This is a genomic window from Amycolatopsis sp. WAC 04182, from assembly GCF_003947465.1.
Taxonomy (GTDB): Bacteria; Actinomycetota; Actinomycetes; order Mycobacteriales; family Pseudonocardiaceae; genus Amycolatopsis.
The window spans coordinates 216,690-239,087 of sequence record NZ_QHJJ01000008.1 but is presented as its reverse complement, the minus strand read 5'-3'; the positions used below and the strand labels follow the sequence as shown (position 1 = coordinate 239,087).

At 70.0% G+C, this 22,398-nt stretch carries 20 protein-coding genes; 6 read left to right on the top strand and 14 right to left on the bottom strand.

Annotated elements, in window-relative coordinates; translation table 11 throughout:
- Window positions 1-137: 137 nt before the first annotated feature.
- Entirely contained in the window at window positions 138-785 is a 648-nt protein-coding gene (locus DMH01_RS35975; RefSeq protein ID WP_233621805.1) for an OmpA family protein, read from the top strand.
- Window positions 782-2,011 carry a polysaccharide pyruvyl transferase family protein gene (locus tag DMH01_RS35970; RefSeq protein WP_125682834.1) on the top strand — a complete coding sequence of 410 codons (1,230 nt, stop codon included), beginning with the start codon at window positions 782-784 and terminating at the stop codon, window positions 2,009-2,011. Before DMH01_RS35975 ends, DMH01_RS35970 begins: the two co-directional genes overlap by 4 nt.
- 89 nt (window positions 2,012-2,100) lie before the next feature.
- Here DMH01_RS35970 and DMH01_RS35965 read toward each other — a convergent pair whose 3' ends face one another.
- From DMH01_RS35965 to ald, 5 genes are all read right to left on the bottom strand, one after another.
- Window positions 2,101-3,540, bottom strand: a complete 1,440-nt coding sequence (locus DMH01_RS35965) for a sodium:solute symporter (protein WP_125682832.1) — start codon at window positions 3,538-3,540, stop codon at window positions 2,101-2,103.
- Window positions 3,540-3,752, bottom strand: coding sequence for a DUF3311 domain-containing protein (locus DMH01_RS35960; RefSeq protein ID WP_037339284.1), 213 nt, complete (start codon window positions 3,750-3,752; stop codon window positions 3,540-3,542). Before DMH01_RS35960 ends, DMH01_RS35965 begins: the two co-directional genes overlap by 1 nt.
- Window positions 3,749-5,410, bottom strand: a complete 1,662-nt coding sequence (locus tag DMH01_RS35955; protein ID WP_125682829.1) for an amidohydrolase — start codon at window positions 5,408-5,410, stop codon at window positions 3,749-3,751. Before DMH01_RS35955 ends, DMH01_RS35960 begins: the two co-directional genes overlap by 4 nt.
- A 112-nt stretch (window positions 5,411-5,522) precedes the next feature.
- Window positions 5,523-6,986 (bottom strand): PLP-dependent aminotransferase family protein, encoded by a 1,464-nt coding sequence (locus DMH01_RS35950; protein ID WP_125682828.1) that lies wholly within the window; start codon window positions 6,984-6,986, stop codon window positions 5,523-5,525.
- Window positions 6,987-7,051: 65 nt separating this feature from the next.
- Window positions 7,052-8,167 (bottom strand): alanine dehydrogenase, encoded by a 1,116-nt coding sequence (gene ald / locus DMH01_RS35945; RefSeq protein WP_125682826.1) that lies wholly within the window; start codon window positions 8,165-8,167, stop codon window positions 7,052-7,054.
- A gap of 178 nt (window positions 8,168-8,345) precedes the next feature.
- Between ald and DMH01_RS35940 the strand changes: the two genes are divergently transcribed.
- Entirely contained in the window at window positions 8,346-9,056 is a 711-nt protein-coding gene (locus DMH01_RS35940) for a sulfite exporter TauE/SafE family protein (protein WP_233621804.1), read from the top strand.
- Window positions 9,057-9,277: 221 nt separating this feature from the next.
- Here the strand turns inward: DMH01_RS35940 and DMH01_RS35935 are convergent, their stop codons facing one another.
- The 9 genes from DMH01_RS35935 to DMH01_RS35895 are packed head-to-tail and all read right to left on the bottom strand — an operon-like array spanning window position 9,278 to window position 19,649.
- Window positions 9,278-10,747, bottom strand: coding sequence for an isochorismatase family protein (locus DMH01_RS35935; protein ID WP_125682824.1), 1,470 nt, complete (start codon window positions 10,745-10,747; stop codon window positions 9,278-9,280).
- A complete protein-coding gene (locus DMH01_RS35930) occupies window positions 10,734-11,378 on the bottom strand; it encodes an SRPBCC family protein (protein WP_125682822.1) in 645 nt (214 codons plus the stop codon). The genes DMH01_RS35935 and DMH01_RS35930 overlap by 14 nt, the downstream gene beginning before the upstream one ends.
- Window positions 11,375-11,875 (bottom strand): (2Fe-2S)-binding protein, encoded by a 501-nt coding sequence (locus DMH01_RS35925; protein ID WP_125682820.1) that lies wholly within the window; start codon window positions 11,873-11,875, stop codon window positions 11,375-11,377. Before DMH01_RS35925 ends, DMH01_RS35930 begins: the two co-directional genes overlap by 4 nt.
- Window positions 11,872-14,277 (bottom strand): xanthine dehydrogenase family protein molybdopterin-binding subunit, encoded by a 2,406-nt coding sequence (locus DMH01_RS35920; protein WP_125682819.1) that lies wholly within the window; start codon window positions 14,275-14,277, stop codon window positions 11,872-11,874. Before DMH01_RS35920 ends, DMH01_RS35925 begins: the two co-directional genes overlap by 4 nt.
- On the bottom strand, window positions 14,274-15,140 hold the full coding sequence (locus DMH01_RS35915; protein ID WP_125682817.1) for a xanthine dehydrogenase family protein subunit M: 867 nt from the start codon (window positions 15,138-15,140) through the stop codon (window positions 14,274-14,276). Before DMH01_RS35915 ends, DMH01_RS35920 begins: the two co-directional genes overlap by 4 nt.
- Window positions 15,137-16,525, bottom strand: a complete 1,389-nt coding sequence (locus DMH01_RS35910; protein ID WP_125682815.1) for an MFS transporter — start codon at window positions 16,523-16,525, stop codon at window positions 15,137-15,139. Before DMH01_RS35910 ends, DMH01_RS35915 begins: the two co-directional genes overlap by 4 nt.
- Before the next feature lie 34 nt (window positions 16,526-16,559).
- On the bottom strand, window positions 16,560-17,831 hold the full coding sequence (locus DMH01_RS35905; protein WP_125682813.1) for an FAD-dependent monooxygenase: 1,272 nt from the start codon (window positions 17,829-17,831) through the stop codon (window positions 16,560-16,562).
- Window positions 17,809-18,606, bottom strand: a complete 798-nt coding sequence (locus tag DMH01_RS35900) for an aspartate/glutamate racemase family protein (protein ID WP_125682811.1) — start codon at window positions 18,604-18,606, stop codon at window positions 17,809-17,811. The genes DMH01_RS35905 and DMH01_RS35900 overlap by 23 nt, the downstream gene beginning before the upstream one ends.
- Window positions 18,603-19,649, bottom strand: a complete 1,047-nt coding sequence (locus DMH01_RS35895; protein WP_016335108.1) for a hypothetical protein — start codon at window positions 19,647-19,649, stop codon at window positions 18,603-18,605. Before DMH01_RS35895 ends, DMH01_RS35900 begins: the two co-directional genes overlap by 4 nt.
- A gap of 197 nt (window positions 19,650-19,846) precedes the next feature.
- On the opposite strand from DMH01_RS35895, the gene DMH01_RS35890 reads away from it, so the two are divergent.
- The 3 genes from DMH01_RS35890 to DMH01_RS35880 are packed head-to-tail and all read left to right on the top strand — an operon-like array spanning window position 19,847 to window position 22,060.
- Complete coding sequence (locus DMH01_RS35890) at window positions 19,847-20,347, top strand: MarR family winged helix-turn-helix transcriptional regulator (protein ID WP_125682809.1); 501 nt, start codon at window positions 19,847-19,849, stop codon at window positions 20,345-20,347.
- Between the two features lie 55 nt (window positions 20,348-20,402).
- Entirely contained in the window at window positions 20,403-21,068 is a 666-nt protein-coding gene (locus tag DMH01_RS35885) for a HEAT repeat domain-containing protein (RefSeq protein ID WP_125682807.1), read from the top strand.
- Complete coding sequence (locus DMH01_RS35880) at window positions 21,062-22,060, top strand: HEAT repeat domain-containing protein (protein ID WP_125682805.1); 999 nt, start codon at window positions 21,062-21,064, stop codon at window positions 22,058-22,060. The genes DMH01_RS35885 and DMH01_RS35880 overlap by 7 nt, the downstream gene beginning before the upstream one ends.
- Window positions 22,061-22,398: the final 338 nt, after the last annotated feature.

Sequence of the window (22,398 nt, the reverse complement as noted above, 5' to 3'; positions counted from 1 at the left end):
AAGTCCCTTCGCGCTCCATCGCAACTTGAGCCGGACGGTTGGGTGAGTCGCGTGAACTTCACCTCATTTACCCTTTGCGGGTAAGGAAATCGGACTCGACCACCGCGAACGCGCAGCGCCGGAGGTAGCTCACTCGGGTGGACTTGCCGCCGCTCCAGCGGTTCACGATTGGCGCATTTAGCTCTTTCGTGTTCGTATCCCTGGGGTCAGCCAAAGCGGACACGGCCAAAGGGAGTTCGAACTTCATGCGCAGGAATATTGCCCGGACGGTAACGGGCGTGGCGATCGTGGCCGGCCTGGTCGCCGCGTGCGGCTCCGAGGGCGAGAACGGTGCGGCTGGAACATCTGGCGCGAATGGAACCGCTTCAAGCGCGGCCGCTGCGCCGTCATCCGGCGACGGGGCCCCGGCTTCTTCGGGAGCGGACGCGGGTCAGGCCGGCGGCGAGGCGGCGCAGAAGGTGACCGCGGCGATCCAGCAGGCGCTCCAGCAGTCACCGATCACCTTCACCACGGAAAGCGCCGAACTGTCCGAAAAGAGCAAGACGGCACTCGGCGAGATCGCCAAGGCCATGCAGGGCAACGACGTGAAGATCATGGTCGCCACCCACGCGGGTTACCCCGACGCGGAAAAGTCCAAGGCGCTCTCCGAAAAGCGCGCCGAAGCCATCGCCACCGCGCTGGAAGGCGCCGGCGTGGCCAAGGACCGCGTCAAGACCGAGGCGACCGGCAACGAAAAGGCGCAAGGCGACAAGGCGTTGGACACGCAGATCACCGTCGCCCAGTGACCTACGACGAAAACGCGGGTGGGCGGAGCGATCCGCCCACCCGCGCTTGTCACTATCTGATCGGCCCGAGCGGTTTTCCCAACTACGGCGACGAACTGATCGCGGCGACGTGGCTGCGCCATCTGGCGCGGACCGCGCCGGAGGCCGACGTCTGGCTGGACACCCATTCGCCGGGACCCGCGCAACTGCTCTTGAACGATCTGCATCCGCGCCTCCGCTGCACGGACACCTTGTGGCGGCTGTGCGGTGAAGCACCGTCGGACGATCCGTGGGAGGTCGCGCGCTGGGTGCAGTCGGCGGTGGACGACCCCGGGCTCGCGCCGCGGTGGGACGCGGGGATCGCCCTCCTCGGCCGGACCGACGTGGTGCACCTGATCGGCGGTGGCTACCTCAACGCGCTGTGGCCCCGGCACATCGGGCTGATCGCGGGCGCCGTGGCCGCCGCGCGCCGGTCGGGCGCCCGCACGGCCATGACCGGGCAGGGCCTGACGCCGTTCCCGCCCGGGGCGGCCGACCTCCTCCGCTCGCTCACCGACCGCTTCGACGTCGTCGACGTCCGCGACGACCCGTCGGCGGAACTGCTCGCCGGGGCCGTCCGCACGTGCGACGACGTCTTCCTCGAACCGCCCGAGCCGAGACCCTCCGCGCAGGCGCGCGAATTCGTGCTGTGCGTCCAAGCCGACATCGGCGCCTTCGAGCCGTCCGTGCTGGCCGCGCAGGTTCTCGGTTTGCTGCGGGCGTGGGAAGTCCACCCCGAGCAACTCGCCGTCGTCGAAGGGATCCCCCGGGTCGACCGCGCCGTTCCGGCGCTGCTGGAACACGAACTCGCCGGCGCGGAATTCCACCCGTTCCGCGACATCTGGCGCGACGGCCTCCCGCTGGCGCCCGGGCAGACGTGGATCTCCAGCCGGTACCACCCGCACCTCGTCGCCGCGGCGGCGGGCGCGACCGGCCTCGCGATGAGCGTGTCGCGCGGGTACTACACGACCAAGCACCGCAGCCTGATCGATCTCGGCTCGGGCTGGACGCCGTTCGACTTCGAGACCGGCGGGACACCGGACCGGCCGACCGGTACCGGGTTCCCGCCGCACGTCGTCCGGCGATGCCGCGAGTTGAAGCTCTCGGTCGCGGAGGCGGTGTACGGACGTCCCGTGGCCGAGGAAGCCGCCGCGCCTCCCCCGGCGCGACGCCTCGCCCTGCGCTCGTGGCGGACCCGGTCGAGCTAGCCGGATGACGCGAGAGTTACGCCTCCAATCACGCTAGTTCTGCCTTCAATCACGCGAGTTACGTCTCTGATCACGCGAGATACGTCGTGTCACCCGCTGAGTGAGGGCACCGCCTCGGCGTCCGGGGCGCTGTCGGCCGACCGCGCCACCGGAACCCGGGCCTTGTCCGGCGCCGCCAGGCTCCAGATCGCCACCACGGCCAGGTTCACCCCGAGCGACACCAGTCCCGCGTTGAAACCGCCGAACGTCGCGCCGGTGACGTACAGGACGATCGCCGTGAGCACCCCGGTGACCATCCCGGCGGCCACCGCGGCGGTCCGCACCCGGCGCACGAACAGGATCGCGAGCCAGCCGGGGACGACCTGGGCAAGCAGGTTGTAGGTCAGGTTCAGGATGGTGAGCATCAACGTCGACGCGACGAGCGTCAACACCGCCGCCAGCACCAGGAAACTCGCCACCGCGACGACCGTCCACCGTCGTTGCGCCGCGGCCGGGACGTTCGGCGCGATGTTGCGGCAGACCATGCCACCGATGGTGAGCGCGGTCGCGGCGAGCACCAGCACGCCCGACAGCGCGGCGCCGGCGGCGACGAGGCCCAGCAGCCAGTCCGGCAGCAATCCCTTGGCGGTCACCATGAACACCGTGTTCGGGTTCTCCAGGTCAGGATGCGCGCGCACGCCGTAGTAGGCGGCCAGCACCAGGAACGGGTAGATCAGCATGTACATCGGCATCCACACGGTCGAGCTCTTCACCGCGCGTTCGGAACGGGCCGGGAACACATAAGCGCCACCGAAGCCGAGGTAGAACACGATGCTCTGGAAGAGGATCGTCGTCATCGCGAACGTGAGTTTCGAACCGCCCATGGTGGTCTGCGCCGCGCTCAGCACCTCGGGTCCGCTGACCTTCGCGGTGCCGCCGGCGGCGATCACCACGGCCACTCCGACGAGCACGACGCCGAGCAGCATGAAGAAGTCCTTGAGGATCGAGACGAACGCGGGCGACCGCACCCCGGAGACGGCGATGTAGATGAACGCCACGATGCCCGCCAGCACCACGCACTGCACGGGATCCAGCGGCAGCCCCAGATTGCCGAGCACCACCTGGAGACCGATGAACTGATACTGGCCCCACGGGATCAACGCGATCAGCATCGTGACGCAGGTGATCAGCTCCAGCCGCCTGCTGCCGAAATGCCGCCCGAACACGTCGGGCACGGTCATCGCGTCGTACCGTTTCGCCGCCCGCCACACCAGCGGCGCCAGGAAATAGCCCAGCGAGTACGCGAGCAGGATGTAGCCGAGGAACCAGATCCCGTAGCTCGCGCCGTGCGCGTAGATCCCGCTGGGGAACCCGATCATCGTCCCGATACTGTACACCTCGCCGACCGCGAGGAAGTACACCAGCCACGCCGGGAACGATCGGCCGCCGACGAGGAACTCGGAGATCCCGCCACCGCGCGTCGACCGACCGGCCCACACCGCGAGCCCGATCGAACCCGCCATCACCACCGCCACGATCGCGATCAGCATCAGTCGTCCTCCGGGTAGTGGGCGCGGTCGAAGAAACGCCAGCTGATCCACAGGCACAGGGTGGTCAGCGGACAGCAGCAGAAGACCCAGAAGAACAGCACCGGGATGCCCAGCACCGATGCCGTCGATCCGGAGAGCAGCAGGATTCCCGCCAGCAGGGCGAAAGCGGGAACGAACAGTCCGATGAGGACACTCGGCCAGCTGCGGATCATCGTCGTGCTCCCGTCGTCTCGCGCCGCCAGACGACCTCGCCGCCGCTGACGGTGGCGTCCACGGTCAGCTCGCGGATCCGGTCCGGGTCGACCGTGGTGGGGTCGCCGGACAGCACGGCGAGATCGGCGAGCTTCCCGATCTCCAAGCTGCCCTTGACGTCCTCCTCGCCCGCCAGGTACGCGGCGTCGATCGTGTAGCCGCGCAGCGCGGCGTCGACGTCCACGGCCTGTTCCGGGCCGAGTACCTTGCCCTGCCTGGTGATCCGGCGTACCGCGCACCAGATCCCCTCCAGCGGCGGTACCGGGGTCACCGGTGTGTCCGAATGCAGTCCGAAGTGGATTCCACGCGAGCGGGCCGAAACCAGCGGGCTGATCCGGCGGGCCCGCTCGGGGCCGAGGAAGACGTCACGATGCCGGTCTCCCCAGTAGTAGACGTGTTTGACGAAGAACGACGCGAGGACGTCGTGGGCGGCCATCCGGTCCAACTGGTCTTCGCGCACCGTCTGGCAGTGTTCGATCCGGTGGCGCCTGCCGGTGCCGCGCGGCGAGCCCAGCCGCGAGTAGCCGTCGATGATCGCGTCGATCGCCGCGTCCCCGTTGCCGTGCACGGCGACCTGCCAGCCCGCCGCGTCGAGCGCGGCGATCCGGCGGCCGAGGTCTGCGGGTTCGAGCAGCATCATGCCGTGCTCGTCCGGATCGCAGGTGTAGCCCTCCGCGAGGCATCCGGTCTTGCCCTGGATCGACCCGTCCGCGACGATCTTGACGCCGGTCATCGCGAACTTCTCGTCCGCGCCGCCTTCCGGAGCTTCCGGTTCACCCTCGGAGAGGCCGGGAAGCAGACCGTCGAACAGATAGCCGCGCACGCGGACGCGCAGTTTCCCGGCCCGCCGCACCAAGGCGTACGCCTCCAGTTCCGCCGCGCCGCCGATGAGTCCGATTCCGGTGTCGTGCACGGAAGTCACGCCGTTGGCGAGGTATTCCTCGTCGGCCAGGAGCAGTGCTTCGGCCAGTTCGCCCGCGCTCTGACCGGGGAGCCGGGACGTGACAAGGAAGGCCGCCGTCTCGACGAGCACCCCGGTCGGCTCGCCCCGGGCGTCGCGCACGATGAGGCCGCCGGGCGGATCCGGGGTCTCGGCGGTGATCCCGACTTCGCGCAGGGCAAGCGAGTTCGCGGTGCAGAAATGCCCGGAAACATGGGTCAGGACCACGGGATTGCGAGCGGAGACGGGATCGAGGTCCGCGCGCGTCGGATGACGGCCGTCCGCGAGCAGCGTGTCGTCGTACCGGAAACCGCGGATCCACTCCCCCGGCCCGAGTTCCTTGGCCGCCTGGGCGACCCGGCCGGCGATGTCGGCGATGGTGTCGTTGGGCGGGCTGCCGGCGTCGACCGGCGCGGCCAGCGTCATCCCGAAGAACGCCGGATGGTTGTGGGACTCGACGAAACCGGGGATCACCGTGCGCTCGGCCAGGTCGAGCACGGTGGTCTCCGGGCCGATCAACCGGGAGATCTCCCGTTCGGACCCCAGCGCGGTGATCCGCCCGCCGGACGCGGCCAGTGCGCGGACCCGTCTCCCCGCCGCGTCCAGCGTGAGCACGGTGCCGCCGAGCGCGACGAAATCGGCGGCATTCCGGGGATCTTCTCGAACGAACTCCACCACACGGACCTCCTGGCGACGTGTCCTGGCTCACGAAGGATCCCCAGACAGTGCGGCACATCTGGCCGCCTGAACAGGTCCAGAACGCTCCGGTGCGGTGGTACCAGTTGCGCGTTCAGCCGCCGAGCAGGTCGCGGCAGGCCTCACCGAGCAGGCGGATACCGGGGTCGATGTCGCGCAACGGCACCGCCGCGAAACCGATCCGGAAGTGGTTGCGCGGAGGGGCGTCCCCGACGAAGAAGATGTCCCCCGGTTCGATCAGGACGCCGTCGCGCTCGGCTCGTTCCATCAGCGCCCGGCAGTCCAGTTCGGGCGGCCCGGTCATCCAGAGGCTGACCCCGCCCGGCGGATACGCCGTCTGCGTCCACGGCAGGTGTTCGGTGACCGCGGCGCAGGTCGCCTCCCATTTCCGCATCAGCTTCTTGCGGTAGCGCCGCAGGGACCGGTGGTACTCGCCGCTGTCGATGAGGAGCGCCAGCGCCCGCTGGAGGTGACCGGGCGGATGCCGCAGCACGTACCGCCGGATCTCCCGCAGTTCCCGCACCAGCTCGCGCGGCCCGACCAGGTACCCCAGCCGCAGGCCGGGTGAGAGGAACTTGGAGAAGGTGCCGAGGTAGATCGCGTCGCCGGTGCCGTCGAGTGCCTTGAGCGCGGGCGTGGGGCTGCCGTGGTACCGGAATTCGCTGTCGTAGTCGTCCTCGACGAGCACCGTGCCCGCACTCGCGGCGAGGCTGAGCAGGCGACGGCGGCGGCCGATGCTCAACGTCGCGTTCGTCGGATGGTGGTGGCTCGGGGTGAGATAGAGCAGGTCGACGCCGTCGAGTGTCTCCGGCGGGCGCAGGCCGCTCTGGTCGACGTCGACGCCACGCAGCCCGGCGCCGGTGCGCAGGAAGATGTGCCGGGCGTCGAGATACCCCGGGTTCTCCATCGCCACGACGCTGTCCGACCCGAGCAGCGCGCGGCCGAGCAAATCGAGTCCCTGCTGCGAACCGACGGTGATCAGCACCTCGGACGGGTCTGCCTCGATCCCCCGCGCGGTGAGCAGCTGACGGCAGATCAGGTCGACCAGCATCGGGTCGTCCGAGCCGACGCTGTCCTGGAGGCTCGGGAACACGTGCGGCCGGTACAGCGCGTCGCGGAGGCAACGGGTCCACGACCGCGCCGGGAACGCCGTGACGTCGACCTGACCGGCGAGGAACGGGTACGGGTACGTGTGCCAGTCCACGCGCTTCTCGATATGCGGCACGCCCGCGTCCGGGTACCGGCGCACCCGCGCGCTCCAGTCGATGGCCGGGCTGGTGCCGCGCTCCTGCACCGCGCAATGCGGCCGCATCTCCGCGTTGATGAACAGGCCGCTGCGCTCCCGGCTCTCCACGAACCCCTCGGCGACCAGCTCCTGGTAGGCGAGGTTGATGGTGTTGCGGGAAACGCTCAGCTCGGCGGCCAGCTCACGCGAGCTCGGCAACCGGTGCGCCGGGTCGAAGGTGCCGATCGCGATGCCGTGCTCGATCGCGCGCCGCACCTGCCGGTAGAGCGGCTCGGCGGACGTCCGGTCGATTTCGATCAACGTACGCGGCAACGGCACCTCCCTCTCGGCGTCAGGGCCGGGATCTGAACCTAGCTCCAGATCCCGGCCGACACCACCTAGCCGAGCACGTCGTCGAGCGAAACCGAGTCGATCCCGAGTGCCTCGCCGACCGGTGCGGACGTCAGCCGCCCGTCGACCGTGCTGACCCCGCCACGCAGCTCCGGGCAGCGCGCGAGCGCGCCGGAGAGACCGTTGTTCGCCAGCTCCAGCGCGTACGGCAGCGTGACGTTCGTCAGCGCGTACGTCGAGGTGTGCGGGACCGCGCCGGGCATGTTGGCGACGCAGTAGAACACCGAGTCGTGCACGGCGAACGTCGGTTCCGCGTGCGTGGTCGGCCGCGTGTCCTCGAAGCAGCCGCCCTGGTCGACGGAGATGTCGACGAGCACGCTGCCCGGCTTCATCCGGGACACGAGGTCGTTCGACACCAGGCTCGGCGCCTTGGCACCGGGCACGAGCACGGCGCCGATCACGAGGTCCGCCTCGAGCACGGCCTCTTCGATCGAGTACGCGTTGGCCGCGGCGGTGCGGATCCGGCCCTGGTACATCCGGTCGGCGGCACGGAGCTTGTCGACGTTCTTGTCGAACAGGACGACGTCGGCCCAGGTCCCGGCCGCGCCGGCGACCGCGTTCATGCCCGCGACCCCGGCGCCGAGTACGACCACCCGCGCCGGGGCCACCCCGGAGACGCCGCCGATGAGCACACCCCGCCCACCGTTGGCGCGCATCAGCGTCTGCGCGCCGACCTGCGGGGCCAGCCGTCCGGCGACCTCGCTCATCGGGAACAGCAGGGGCAGCGAACCGTTCGGCAGCTGCACCGTCTCGTAGGCCACCGACGTCGTGCCCGCGTCCAGCAGCGCCCGCGTGCACGGCTCGCTCGCGGCGAGGTGCAGGTACGTGAACAGCAGCTGGTCGCGACGCAGGCGGTGGTACTCCTCCGCGATCGGCTCCTTGACCTTGAGCACGAGGTCTCCGGTCGCCCAGACGTCGTCGGCGCTGTCGAGCACCTTCGCCCCGGCCGCGGCGTAGTCCTCGTCGCGCACCGAGGAGCCTTCGCCGGCTCCGCGCTCGACGAACACCTCATGCCCGGCCGAAGTGAATTCGTGCACGCCCGCCGGCGTCACCGCGACCCGGTACTCGTGGTTCTTGACTTCACGAGGGACACCGATCTTCATCTCACGCTCCCGTCTGTTCCAAAGGCAATGACGCTGAGCGTGCGGTACGACTGGAACGGCCAGAAGTGCCAGAACCCGCACGATCGACGGGTCCAGTTCGCCGGCCATAGCGAGGGGCTATGACGTCCTCGCCGGATATCGGCTACCGGCGTTCGCGCATCCGCTCCACAATGGACTGGTGGGAACCCTGGCCATGACCTCGCTCGCGGCGGCGGCCGGGGTCGTCGCCCAGCGCCTGTCCGGGATGGGGCTTTCCCTGCTGTGCGTACCGTTCCTCGCGCTGGCGCTGGGCCCGCTCGACGCCGTCCGGCTCACCCTGCTGCTCGGCTTCCCGGTCTATCTCGCGGTCGCGATCACCCATTGGCGGGCGATCAGGTGGACGCAGGTCGCTTGGCTGACGGTGCCCGCGGTGGTCTTCACCCCGGTCGTCGCGTTCATCGTGCGCGGTGTTCCCGCGCGTCCGCTGCTGCTCGCCGCGGGCGGGTGCTGCGTCCTCGCCGTCGGCGTGCTGGCGAGTGGCGTCACCAGCAGGCGGCTGGCGGGCAGGACAGGTGCCGTCGGCGCGGGTGTGCTGAGCGCGGCGATGAATTCCGTCGCCGGGCTGTCCGGCCCCGCCGTGGCGGTGTACGGGGCGAGCGCGGGCTGGGGCGCGGACGAGACACGCGGGACGCTGTCGATCTACTTCTTCCTGCTCGGCCTGGTGGCGCTGCCCAGCCTCGGCTGGGTGGAGGTGCCCGTGAGCGTGCTCCTCGCGGTGGCGGGTGCGGCCCTCGCCGGTGATCTGCTGGGGCGGGCGCTGAGTCGCCGGGTCGGAGAGCGCTCTGTCCGCTGGTCCGTTCTGGTGCTTTCGGCGGCGGGTGGCGCGTTGACGCTGGCGCATGCCGCTTGAGGGCGCGGCTCGGTCCCGACCCGCTCAGCGTCCGTGTCGCGAAAGCCACTTTCGCGACGTCTGATGTCCCGAAAGTGGCTTTCGCGACACGCCTCGGCGTTGGAGTCACCCAGGATCACCGGACGGTGGTGGGCCGAAGGCTCCCTTCGCCGCGTCTGATGCGGTGAAGGGAGCCTTCGGCCTTGCCAAGCGTGTTGCGAAAGTGGCTTTCGCAACACGCTTCAGAGCAGCTTTCGCAACGCCTCCCGAAGGGCGGCGAGAGCGGCTTCGGGCTCGTCCCAGAAGATCATGTGCCCGGCCCCCGCGATCTCGACGAGTTCCGCCGACGGATTGCGCTCGGCCGCTTCGGCCGCGCCGGCGGCGGTGACGACCGGACTCGCGCCGCCGTACAGGAAGTACGTCGGAGCGGGCACATTCGGCCAGTCGGCGAAGAAGTCCTCGCTTTCGAAACCGGCGTGGGTGGCGGCGATCGCGGTGCGGGAGCACGAAGACAGCCAGCGGGCGCGCAATTCCTGTTCCCGGCGCGGCCATCGCGGCCAGGACCGGGCGACTTCGTCGGCATCGGTGCCCCGGCGGGCCTGCGCGAGTTGCCCGAGGAAGGCGTCGAGGGTGGTGGGGTACGGCGCCCGTCCGGGACCGCTCAGCGGAGGGTCGGCCAGCACCGTGCCCCGGAACGGCCGGGTGGCGGCGACCCGTGCGGCGATCCGTGCGCCCATGGAGTGTCCGAAAAGGATCGGATCGCGCAGCCCGAGTCCGTCCACGACCGCCTCGACGTCCGCGGCATAGCTTCCCCGGTCGTAATCCGGCGCGTCGTCGGACAGGCCGCGCCCGCGGACGTCGAGCACGAGCGGCCGCACGAGGTCGGTGAGCTCCCTCGCCACGAAGTCCATCGTGACCGCCGGGCTGGTGATACCCGGCAGCACGACCACCGGAACCCCGTCGGACGGCCCGTAGTCGAGTACGTGCAGCCGGACCGATCCCGAGCGCACCCACCGGCTGGTCGCCGGAACGTCGCCGAGATCCGCCAGCGCGGGTTGGCCGAGCGTGCGGGGATCCTGATCCGCGAGGTACGCCAACGCATCGTCGAGGCCGACGACGTCGGCGTACTTCGCCTGGAGATCGAACAACGCGGCATCGTGCGGCCCCTGGGCCCGGTCACCGCAGGCTTCCCGCACGACGAGCGTATTGAAGCCGGACTGGACGGCATCGACCGCGGTCGCGCGGACACATCCCGAAGTCGTAGCGCCGCAGATGACGACGGTGTCCGTACCGAGACTCGTGAGGAGCGCCGCCAGCGAGGTCCCGTGGAACGCCGAGGCGCCCTTCTTCAGGATGAGATGGTCGCCTTCACGCCGTTCGAGCCGTGGATCAAGGGCGACCGCTTCGCTTCCTTCGCGCAGCGCCCGCATCCCGGGGGCTTTCCGGAGCCACGCGACGGCGTCGCCCTCCGCTTCGGCAGGGGTGTAGGAGATCGCGGTGTAGATCACCGGTATGTCCCGCCGACGCGCCTCGGCGACGAGAGCGGCGGTCGCGGTCACTTCGGCGGTGAGGTCGGCTCCGGACGGGAAGCCGGATTCGGTGAACCCGCGGGTCAGGTCGACCACGACCAGGGCCGGGCGCGAACCGCGCGGCACGCTCGCACCGAAACCGGCTCGGTCGTACACGCTGTCGAGACGTTCATCGGCGGGCACGCTGCAACTCCTTGATCAGTTTGTCCTGAGTACGGATCCGGCCCAGCAGCCAGCCCTGGAACAACCCGAGGGCCGCGGCGGCCGCGATCACGCCGTAGCGTTTGACGTTGTCGGGCACCAGCATCGCCAGACCGTCGAGAGCCTCGCCGCCGTCGCCGGCCGGAGCGGGTTTCGCCACCGGCGCGGGCCGGCCTTCCAACTGGTCCGCGAGATTGCGGGCGAACTGGTCGAGCAGCCGGGTGGAGACGGCGCCGATCGCGCCCTTGCCGAACTGGGCGAGCTTGCCGCGGATCGACAGATCGGTGCGCAACTCGATGGTGGCGCCGCCGGGTGCCTCGCGCACGGTCAGCGTGACGTCGGCCTCCGCGTCGCCGTTGCCGTGGGCGTCCGCTCCCCTGGCCACCAGCCGCAGAGTGCGGTCGGCGGGGGTGACCTCGGTGAACCGCACGGTGCCCGAGTAGGCGGCGGTGATCGGGCCGACCTTGACCTTGACGCGGCCGAGATAGGCGTCATCCTGCCGCCCGTCGAGGGTCGCGCCCGGCAGGCAACCGGCCACCCGTTCGACGTCGTTGATCAAGGCGAAGACCGCGTCGGGCCCGGCCGGGACGGACAGTTCGTTTTCCAGGATCACGCTGTCGCCTCCTTCTTCGCGGCGTGGCACCGGCGGGTCGCGGTCGCCTCGATCGCGTCGACGATCGTCTGATAACCGGTGCAGCGGCACAGATTCGCCGAGACGGCCTCGCGGATCTCCTCGCGCCCCGCGTCCGGCCGCTGGGCGAGGAATCCTTCGGCCAGCATGAGGAATCCGGGCGTGCAGAACCCGCACTGCAGACCGTGGTGTTCGCTGAAAGACCGCTGCAGATCGGAAAGTTCGCCGTCCTGCCCCAGCGATTCGACCGTGCGGACCTCGGCCGACTCCGCCTGGACGGCGAACATCAGGCACGCCCGCACCGGTTCCCCGTCGACGAGGACGGTGCAGGCGCCGCAGACTCCGTGCTCGCAGCCGACGTGGGTGCCGGTGAGCCCGAGATCGTGGCGCAGGACGTCAAGCAGGGTCTTGCGCGGTTCGACGAGCGCCTCCTGCGCCTCGCCGTTGACGTTCAGGACGATCAGGTGCCGGTCGCTCATGAGGGGACGCTCACTTCCTGGTGGATCTCCGCGTCGAGCGCGGCGAGCACGGTCTGCGGGTGGACCGGGGTCGTGTCGAGTTCGATCCCGGTACGGTGCAGCGCGTCGTTGATCGCGTTCAGCACCGCGGCGGGCGCGCCGATGGTGCCGCCCTCCCCCGCGCCCTTCGCGCCGTTTTCCGTGAAGGCGCAAGGGGTTTCGAGGTGGGTGACGGAGATGTCGGGGATCTCCGTCGCGGTCGGGACGAGGTAGTCGATGAAGCTCGCGGCCGACGGTTCCCCGTTGCCCGCATAGGTGACTTCTTCGAACAACGCGCCGGCGATGCCCTGCGCGATCCCGCCGCGGCACTGGCCGTCGACGACCTGCGGATGGATCACCACGCCGCAGTCCTCCACGCAGGCGTAGCGCAGGATCTTGATCTGGCCGGTGCCCGGATCGGCCTCGACCACCACGGCGTGCGTGGCGTTGGAGAAGGTGCCGTCGCCGGGCACGTCGAAGCTCGCCGTGGCCGTCAGCGTCGGTTCGACGTCCTTGGGCAGCAGGTGACTGCGCAGATAGGCCACGTCGGCGATCTCCTCGAACGACGCGCGCCGCTCCGGATCGTCGATCTGGACGACGCCTCCGTCACCGTCGAGGCGGACGTTGTCAGGGCTCGTTTCGAGCAGGTGCGCGGCGATCCTGCACAACAGTTCCCCGAGCTTGCCGGCCGCGAGCGACACCGCGGAGCCGCCGATCGTCACCGAGCGGGAGGCGAAAGTCCCCCATCCGTAGGCGATCCGCTCGGTATCACCCTGGCGGAGCTTGACCTGGTCGAGGTGCAGGCCCAGCCGGTCGGCCACGATCTGCGCCAGCGTCGTCTCGTGAGACTGGCCGTGGTTCATGGTGCCGCTGGTAACCACGACGGATCCGGTGGTGTCCATCCGGATCTCGGAGATGTCGAAACCGGGCACCACGGCCATCTTCCGCTTCGCGAAGGCACCCGAGCCGTACCCGGTCCGCTCGGAGAAGCAGCAGTAACCGATGCCGATATGCCTGCCCTCGGCGGCGGCGCGTTCCCGGATCTCGTACCACCCCTCGTCGCGGATCGTCGCCTCGGCGAGTTCGAGCGATTCGCGGTAGGTGCCCGGGTCGTAGGTGATGGCGTTGACGCCGGTGTACGGGAACTGCGTGATCACGTTGCGCCGCCGGATCTCGACCGGATCGAGGCCGAGTTCCCTGGCCGCGCGTTCCATCACCCGTTCGATCGCCATCACGTACTGCGGACGGCTGACCCCGCGGTAGGGAGCCGTCGGCGCCTTGTTGCTCGCGATGGCGCGGGCACGGACGCGGTATTCGGGCACCTGGTACACGCTCGGCATCTCCGCCGACGCCATCAGCGGCTCGATGCCCGCGGTGAACGGGTAGCAGGAGTAGGCGCCCATGTCGCAGACGACGTCGACGTCGAGCGCGGTGATCCGCCCGTCCTCGTCGAACGCCGCCAGCGTGCGGTAACGCTGTTCCCTGGCAAGGAATCCGGCCGTGAGCGCCTCGCGCCGGTCTTCGATCCATTTCACCGGGCGGTTCAACCGGCGGGCCGCGGCCGCGACCGCGATCTCCTCGCGGCCGACGACGCATTTCTGGCCGAAACCCCCGCCCATGTCCGGGACGGTGACCCGCACGGTGCGTTCGGGGACCCGCAGCGAACGGGCCATCGCCGTGCGCACCTGATGCGGCACCTGGGTGCACATCTGGACGAGCAACTGGTCGTCGTGGTCGTCCCAGGAGGCGACCACTCCCCGCGTTTCGAGCGGGAGCGCGTTCTGCCGTCCGCTCTTCGTGACGACTTCGACCACGCGGCCACCGCCCAGGCGAGCCGCCTCGAACGCCGCGTCGACACCGGGTGTGTCGAACATCGACACGTCGACCAGCACGTTGCCCGGCGCCTCGTCGTGCACGAGGGGCGCGTCCGCGGCGAACGCCGACTCCTCCGACACGATCGCGCCGAGCGGCTCGTAGTCCACCACCGCGGCTTCGACGCCGTCCTCGGCGCTGTACGGATCACGCGCGACGACCAGTGCCACCGGTTCGCCGGCGAACCGCACCTTCTCCCTGGCGAGGATCGGCATCGCGGTCGGCGAGAACTCCTCGGGCGGGCGATCGAGCAGGGCGACGATGTCCCCGAGATCGAGATCGGACGCCGTGTAGGCGGCGACGACGCCGTCGACCGCCAACGTGGCCGACAGATCGATCCCGGTGATCGTGCCGTGCGCGACCGTCGATCGGACGAAAGCCGCGTGCAGCATTCCGAGCAACTGGATGTCGTCGACGAAACGGCCCCGACCGGTGAGCAGGCGGGGATCCTCACGCCGGGGCACCGACGCGCCGACCCAGCGGCCATTCCGGCCGTCGAACCGCGGAGTCATCGCGTTTCTCCTTTCTCCCAGGCCTCGTGCAGCGCCCGGGTGACGAGGGTGCGCGCCAGGCGGCGGCGGTAGGCGGCACTGCCCGCCGCGTCGTCGGGCGGATCGATCGCCGCCGCGGCGGCCTCACCGCACTCTGCGAACAGGTCCGGCCCCGGGACGCCGCCGTCGAGCAGCGCCTCGGCCTCGGGAACCCTGACCGGCGCGGGTGCCACGCCGCCGAGCACGACCCGGCCGCCGTGCCCCGCGTCGATGCTCACGGCGGCGTCGACGATCGCGAAATCGCCGTGACGACGGGCGAACTCGGTCAGCGCGGCCCGCGGCGACGGACGGGTGAAGCGCACCGCGGTCACGACCTCGTCCGGTTCGACGGCCGTGGTGTAGAAGCCGTGGAACATCTCCGCGGCCGGGATCTCCCTGGGCCCGCGCGGGCCTTCGGCGACGATCACCGCGTCGAGCAGCAGGGCCAGCAGGCACCATTCGGCGGTCGCGTCACCGTGGACGACGCTGCCCGCCACCGTGCCGCGGGACCGGATCGGCAGATGCCCCACCCACCGCATCGCGCGGGACAGCACGTCGAAATCCGGTCCCAGCTCGGCGACCTCCACCGCCCGATGGGTGACCATCGCGCCGATCGTGAGGCTGGAACCGGTACGCCGGAACGAGTTCAGCGCCGGTTCCCGCCGCAGCGGGCCCAGATCCACCAGCGCCGTCGGGCGGGCGAGCCGGAAGTTCATCATCGGCATCAGGCTCTGGCCGCCGGCGATGAGTTTCGGATCCTCGCCCGCCGCGGCGAGTTCGCCGAGCAGGCCGACGGCGTCGGTGACGTCGTGGGCCCGGTGGTACCGGAAGGCGGCGGGCTTCACAGAGCCGACCTGGACTCGGCGGCAGGCTCGGCCGGGTCGACGATCCGGTCGAGTTCGCGGCCGCGGGTCTCCGGCGCGCCCGTCATCATGAACAAGACCGCGGCCACCACGAGGACACCCAGCACGGCGAAGGTGAGGGGCAACCCGAGCACCGGCCACAGCACGCTCCCGAACAGCAGCGGCGCGAAACCGGTGATCGCCCGGCTCGACGACGACGCCCAGCCGAACCCCGACGCCCGGAGTTCGGTCGGGTAGAGCTCGGAGACGTAGGCGTACATCACCGGGATGACCACCAGCGCGAACAGGCCGAACGCGCCGATCGCCACGACCGCCGCGGCAGGCGTGTCGAGCAGCAGGGAGAACACCACGAGCGACAGCGCGGTGAGCGGACCGGCGACCATGATGATCCGCTTGCGGCCGACCCTGTCGACCAGGAGCACGGCCACCGCGACACCGACGATGCCGGTCGCGTTCATGAGCGCGGTCGAGGCGAAGGCCGCGATCTCGCCGAATCCCTGCGCCCGCAGGATGGACGGCATCCAGCTGAGCGCGGCGTAGTAGACCAGCATGACGCTGATGAACAGCGACCACGCGACCGCCGTGATCCGCGGGTTGAACGCCCACACCCGGCGCAGCTGGTCGAACGCGGCCGCGACCGCGCCACCGCGGGTGTCCTCGACCACCGCGGGCGGGACCGAGTAGGGCTCCGGTTCGGCACCCGTGCGGCGCACGAGATCGTCGATCACCGCTCGCGCCTCCGCCTCGCGGCCCTTGCGCACCAGATACAGCGGTGATTCCGGGACACCGCGCCGTACCCAGAACAGCAGCAGCGCGGGCAGGATCATCAGCACCAGCATCCAGCGCCAGTTCCCCTCGACCGGGAGCAGCAGCGTCGCGGTGACGGCGGCCAGCGTGGTCCCGATCGGCCACCAGCCGTCCATCGCGGACAGGACCCGGCCGCGATGCTTGCGCGGGGAGAACTCGCTGACGATCGCGTAGTCGACCGGGATACAGCCGCCGAGCCCGATCCCCGCCAGGAAACGCAGCGCCAGGAACGTCTCCACGTTCGGCGCGAGCGCGCCCAGCACGGAGAACAGCGCGAACAGCAGCAGCGTGACGCTGAACGCCCGCTTCCGGCCGATCCGGTCCGCGATCGTGCCCCAGACGACCGCCCCCACGGCCATGCCGATCAGGTTCGCGGTGGCCACCAGGCCTTTCCCGCCCGCGGACAACCCGAATTCCGTCCCGACCAGCGGGGTGAGGAATCCGTTCAACGCGACGTCCCAGGCATCGAACATGTAGCCCAGCCCGCCGATGAGGAAGATCTTTCCCTGCACGCTCCAACGCCAGGGCAGGTCCTGGACGATCTGATCACCAGTACGCATGAACCACTCCGATGCGATTGCCGGCCAGCGCGCCTCAGCGGGCGAACTGGTAGTGGATGGACTCGGTGTCGGGGTCGGTGAGCGGGCTGCCGTTCCACAGCCAGTCGTAGGACACGTCGGATTCGCCGTCGAAGCGCCGCAGCTTCTCGTCCCGTTCGCGCTGCTCGGGACCGTCGGGCAGGTGGTAGAAGTCCATGTTCTGCAGCGAGGCGTCCTGCACCATGCCCGCGTGCTTGGCGCGCCGGTCCACGTAGCGGATCAAAGCACCGTCGATCCCGTCCCGGGTGACCCGCCCCAGCTCCTCGGCCAGCACCGCGGCGTCTTCCATCGCCTGGGACGCGCCCTGTGCCTGATACGGCAGCATCGCGTGGCACGCGTCGCCGAGCAGGGCGACCCGGCCGTCGACCCAGACCGGGTCGCGGCGACGGCGGTACATCGCCCACACCGAGACGTCCTCGTCCTTCGCCTTGGCCAGCATCGTCGGTACCCGATCGTCCCAGTCGTGGTACTCGGCGGCGAGTTCGGCGGCGGTGGCCGGACCGCTCCAGTCCTTGGCCACCGCGTCGGTGCACGGCACGATCGCGACCACGTTGAGGTACTCCCCGCCGCGGATCATGTAGTGCACCAGGTGTTTGTTGGGGCCGTACCAGATCGTGGAGTGGTACCGGTCGACGAGGAACCGGGTGGCGGGGTCCTGCGCGATCAGGTCGCCGGAGATCAGGGCACGGTAGGCCATCTCGCCCGAGAACGCGAGGGTGTCGTCGAAGCCGGCCAGATCGCGCACCGAAGACCGGATGCCGTCCGCTCCGACCACGACGTCGCCGGTGAACCGGCGGCCGTCGGCGGTGATCACGGTCGGCCGGTCCGGCTCCGACCGGTCGAGGTCGACCACCCGCGCGCCGGTCGCCACGCGCACCACCGGACCGGGGACCTCCGGATCGAGGCAGGCGTCCAGCAGCACTCCGTGCAGGTCGGCGCGGTGGTAGTGCCAGTAGGGCGCGCCGTACTGGTCGGTCACGCGCCTGCCGAGCTCCAGCTGGGCGATGATGCTCCCGTCGGCCCAGCGACGGCGCACCTGGTCCTGCGGCTCGGTCCGCACCCGCTCGAGCCGGGCGCGCAGGCCGAGCCCGATGAGGATCCGGCTGGCGTTCGGCGCGGTCTGGATCCCCGCGCCGATCTCGCCCAGCGCGGGGGCGGCCTCGACCACGGTGACGCGCAGACCTCGTTGCCGCAGGGACAACGCGGCGCAGAGCCCACCGAGCCCGCCACCGACGACAACGACCTCAAACGACTGACTCGCGGCCATGCCTGCCTCCCGTCTTCGTCCTGGCTTCCGTGCCCTTGAGCAAGCTCCCCGCGCCGGGTACCCAGGGCTCCACACCGAGTTCCGACAGGATCCGGTACGTCGTCGCCGTCGCCGCCGACAGGACGGGGATCCCGATCTCGTCCTCCACCGGCTGGATCGCGGGCAGCGAAGGCATCTGGACACAGGCGGAGAGCACCAAAGTGTCCACATCGGACAGATTCAGCTTGCGGTGATGCTCACGCAGGTCTGCGGGGTCCAGCCGGGCGACGGCGAGGTTGTCCGGCACTTCGAGGGAAAGCGCGTCGGCGACCTCGAACCCGGCGTCCTCGATGTAGTCCGCGACCGCCTTCGTCAACGGTTTCATGTACGGCGTGATGATCGCGACCTTGCGGGCGCCGAGCGCGCCGAGCCCCGACAGCAGCGCTCCGGCGCTGGAGACGACCGGCGACTCGCAACCCTCTTCGCGCAGCACGCGCGTGATGTCGTCCTCGGCGGTGCAGTGATAACCGGGTCCCTGGGCCATGATCGCCACCAGGCACGCGGTGGCGACCACGTCGGGCCGCGCGTCGGCGAGTTCGGCCGCCGCCCGCCCGGCCTGGGCGTTCATCGCCCGCAGCTGTTCGGGTTCGACGTGCCGCATCCTGGCCCGCGCGGAGTGGAAGACGAACCGGTCCCCCGGCAAGGCCTCCTCCCTGGCGCGCAGCATCCGCGGCAGCTCGGTCTCCATGGTGAGGTTCGAGCTGGGGACGATCATCCCGATGTGGCGGTCGCTCATCGGCGGGCCGCCGGACGCATCTCGGCCACGGTCAGCTCACCGTTGTCGACGATCAGTTCGTCGTCCAGGTAAAGGGAATTGCCGCGCATCGGGATGTCGAAGTGGCACGGCGTGTCGTTCGGGCCGCCGAGCTCGTTGTTGGGGCCGATGGAGAACATGACGTTGCCGTAGAAACTCCGCAGTTCCATGCCCATCCCGCCGGGGAACTGGGTCAGGCCGTGCCAGTGCGCGCGTTCGTCGAGGCCCCAGCCCACGTGGCTCATGCCGTAGCCGCGCGGATCGTCGAAGCTCTCGATGTAGGAGCGCAGCAGATCCGCGTCCAGCCCGGAGGATCCGGCGCCGCCGCGGATGTCCCGGATGAACCCCTGTTCGATGGTGATCTCCACCGGCGTCTGTACGTAGGTGTTGAACGGCAGCAACACATCCCCCGGCGACAGCACGATCTTCCCGTCGACCCCGTCGTCGGCGCCGCCGGTGAACACGAACGCCGCCGGCCAGTGGTCCCAGCGGCCGGGAGTGTCGGTGTAGCCGTACTCGGACAGCGTCGGGTACACGCCGAGCTGATAGGTGACGTCGGTGCCCGCCGGGCTGGTGATCCGCATCGTGCCCGCCTTGGCGAGGAGTTCCGCGCCGATCTCCACCCGCTCGCGCAGTTCCTTCGTCGGCATGAGCCGGGCCAGCAGTTCGGGCGGTTCGACGGCGGTGAGGATCCGGGTGCCCGCGTCCTGGATGGCGAACTGTTCCTTGCTGAACAACAGGAACGTGCAGTCGACCACCATGTCCACGCTCTTGAGCGCCTCGACCGCCAGCGGGATGTTCCCGAGCCCCGAGTCGCCGACCGCCCACGCGCCCGCGGCGCTAACCGGCGACGGCAGCCGCATGTGGTACGCCGAGGCGCCCAGTTGCTGGGCGGCCCACAGGAAGGCGTCGGCGTACTCCGCCCGCTCCCCGCCGCGGGTCAGCACCACCACGGTCTCGCCCTCGTGCACCCCCGAGAACGTCAACTGGCGCAAACAGATGTCGTTGAACAGGTTCCGGTCCATCGCCGACCACCTCCATATTGATCCGAGCACGTACTATCCGGGTACGGAAGACCGGTCTTCATACGAACACGTACCATCCGGATACGCAAGAGGTGACCGCGGACAGATCTCGGCCGCGTTCCCGTGAGCGACCGTCCGGACACGTAGGATCACCGCGGGGGCCCGGGCAGCGGGTTGGAGCCGACAAGGAGCAGCGAATGGGTGAATCGGCGCGCACGGGCCGACGCAGGGACGACACGCCGGCCGTCACTCCCGCGACGCCGTCGGACCTGCTGGCGGCTCCCGGCTACGGCGCCCGCAGGCTGTACCAGGCCTACCTCGCCGCGTGGAACCGTCATGTGGATCCGGTGCTGACCGGTCCGCAGTTCGCGGTCCTGTCGGCGGTCCGCGCCTACCCCGGAAGCGACCAGAGTTCCCTCGCGGGCGCCGTCGCGCTCGACACCTCGACGATGGCCGATCTGTGCCGCAGGCTCGAGCGGCGGGGTCTCATCCAGCGTGTCGAATCCCCACACGACGCGCGGCGCAAACTGCTGTCGCTCACCGACGAGGGCAAGTCGGTCCTGAGCCAGGTGAACCGCCGCGCCCGCCGTCTGGACAAGGCGCTCCTCGACGGCGACGACGACATCGACATGGCGGCTTTGCTCAACGCGCTCGGCGCCCGCTGGGAGCGGATCGCCGAGGTCGACAAGCTGCGCTGAGGGTTGACCTTGACATCGTGACAAGGTCTTCACTGAGGCGCAGGAGGTGGTTCCCATGAACCCGACCACGGACACACCGCTGCTCGACGCTCTCGGAGCCGAGGACTCGTCGACGCGGCTCAAGGCCGCCATGGCCGCGGGCACCCGGCCCGACCCGCGCTTCACCGACGCCCTCGTCGCTCGTTGCGCGGTCGAGCCCGACTTCTTCGTCCGCGACATGCTCACCTGGGCGCTGACCCGTCTCCCGCCGTCGAGCACGGTGCCCCGACTCCTGGTGGAGCTTCGATCCGGGCAGGCGCAGGCACGGAGTCAGGCGTTGCACACCCTGTCGAAGATCGGGGACCGCACCGCCTGGCCCGCGATCACCGGATCCCTGCTGCACGACGCCGACGACGAGGTGGCGCGAAGCGCCTGGCGTGCGGCCGTCATCCTCGTGCCGGAGGGGTCGCGGGCCGACCTGGCCACGGAACTGGCCGTCGAGCTCGGCCGTGGTGACCGGAACCGGCGGCTGAGCCTCAGCCGGGCGCTCGTCGCGCTCGGGGACGCCTGCGAGCCGGCCCTGCGGAAGGCCTCGGAGAGCCGCGATGACGCGGTGCGCGCACACGCCTTCGCCACGGAGCGACTCCTCCGCGACCCGGAAGCGGGGTTCGACGTGACCGCGGACGAAGCGAAGCGGATCATCGCGCTCGGTCCGCAGCGGGCCGGAGGATCGGCGTGCTGATCGGCGAGGTGGCGCGGCGTTCGGGAGTGAGCTCCCGGATGCTGCGCCACTACGACTCCCTCGGTCTCGTGCGGCCGACGGGACGCACCGTCGGTGGCTACCGGGAGTACCAGGACGAGGACATCCGCCGGATCTTCCATGTGGAGAGCCTGCGCTCGCTCGGGTTGTCGCTGCGCCAGATCTCGCGCGCGCTGGAGGACCCGACCTTCACACCGTCGACACTGGTCGGCGACCTCATCCGCCAGGCGGAGGACCGGCTGAACCGGGAACAGGAGTTGCTCGCGCGGCTGCGCACGGTCGACGCGTCCGCGCCTTCGGACTGGCAGGACGCCCTGCGCATCGTGGAACTCCTACGAGGGCTCACTTCGCCTCACGCGGCGCGCCGCCAGCAGGCCGCCCTGAATCCGGCCGAAGACCTGCCGGTTCCCGCCGACCGGATCGCCGGCGCCATCCTGGCCGAGGCCGACCCGAATGTCGCCGGAGCCCTGCGCTGGGCACTCGCGCGAGCGGGCGGCGACGGGGTGGCCGAGGTGGCGGCAGGACTGCGCGCCGAGGACGCGGACGTCCGGCAGCGCGCGGTGCTGGCGCTCGCCGAGATCCCCGGCGAGGAAGCGGACAAGGCGCTCACGGAAGCGCTCGGGGACTCCGACGCGAGGGTGCGCGGGCCCGCCGCGCTCGCCTTGGGCGGGAGAGGCACGACCGCGGCCATTCCCGCCCTGGTCCGCATGGTCGTCGACGGCACGAACGACGTCGAAGCCGCTGAGGTCCTGGGCGCGCTGGTGGAGAACCCCCGGTCGGAGGAACGGATCATGGCCGCCCTGTCCGACGCGCTTGCGGCGCACACCGGGGATTCCGCGGTCCGGATCCGCGTGGTCCAAGCCCTGGCGGAGATTCCGGGGGCGAAGTCGGGCGGCATGATGAAAGGGCTCGCCGGGGATCCCGATCCGGCTGTCGCGCTGATCGCGTCCGCCCTCGCGGGCCGGGACCGGTGACCCACGAGCAAGGAGACCCACACGGCGAGGCACAGGGCCGACAGGACCCGCCACGCCTTGAAGCGTCCACAGAGGACAGTTACTGATGACCGAATGACCGTTTGATGTTCATATGACCGATTCTACCCAGGGTCGTGAGTGATAAAGAGGGTTATTGAGGGGCAAGTCAAACCTGGCGTGTTTCCCAGCCGATGGCTCAATCGCGGGACCTGACGTACCACAACTGTCCACAAAGGACGCCAATTCAGTCATTCGTGTCCGATTTAGGCGCTTTGCGTGGGGGTCGTGAGTGGCAATGGTCGTTCTAACGCTCTTTTTCACTCACGACCCCCGCGAGA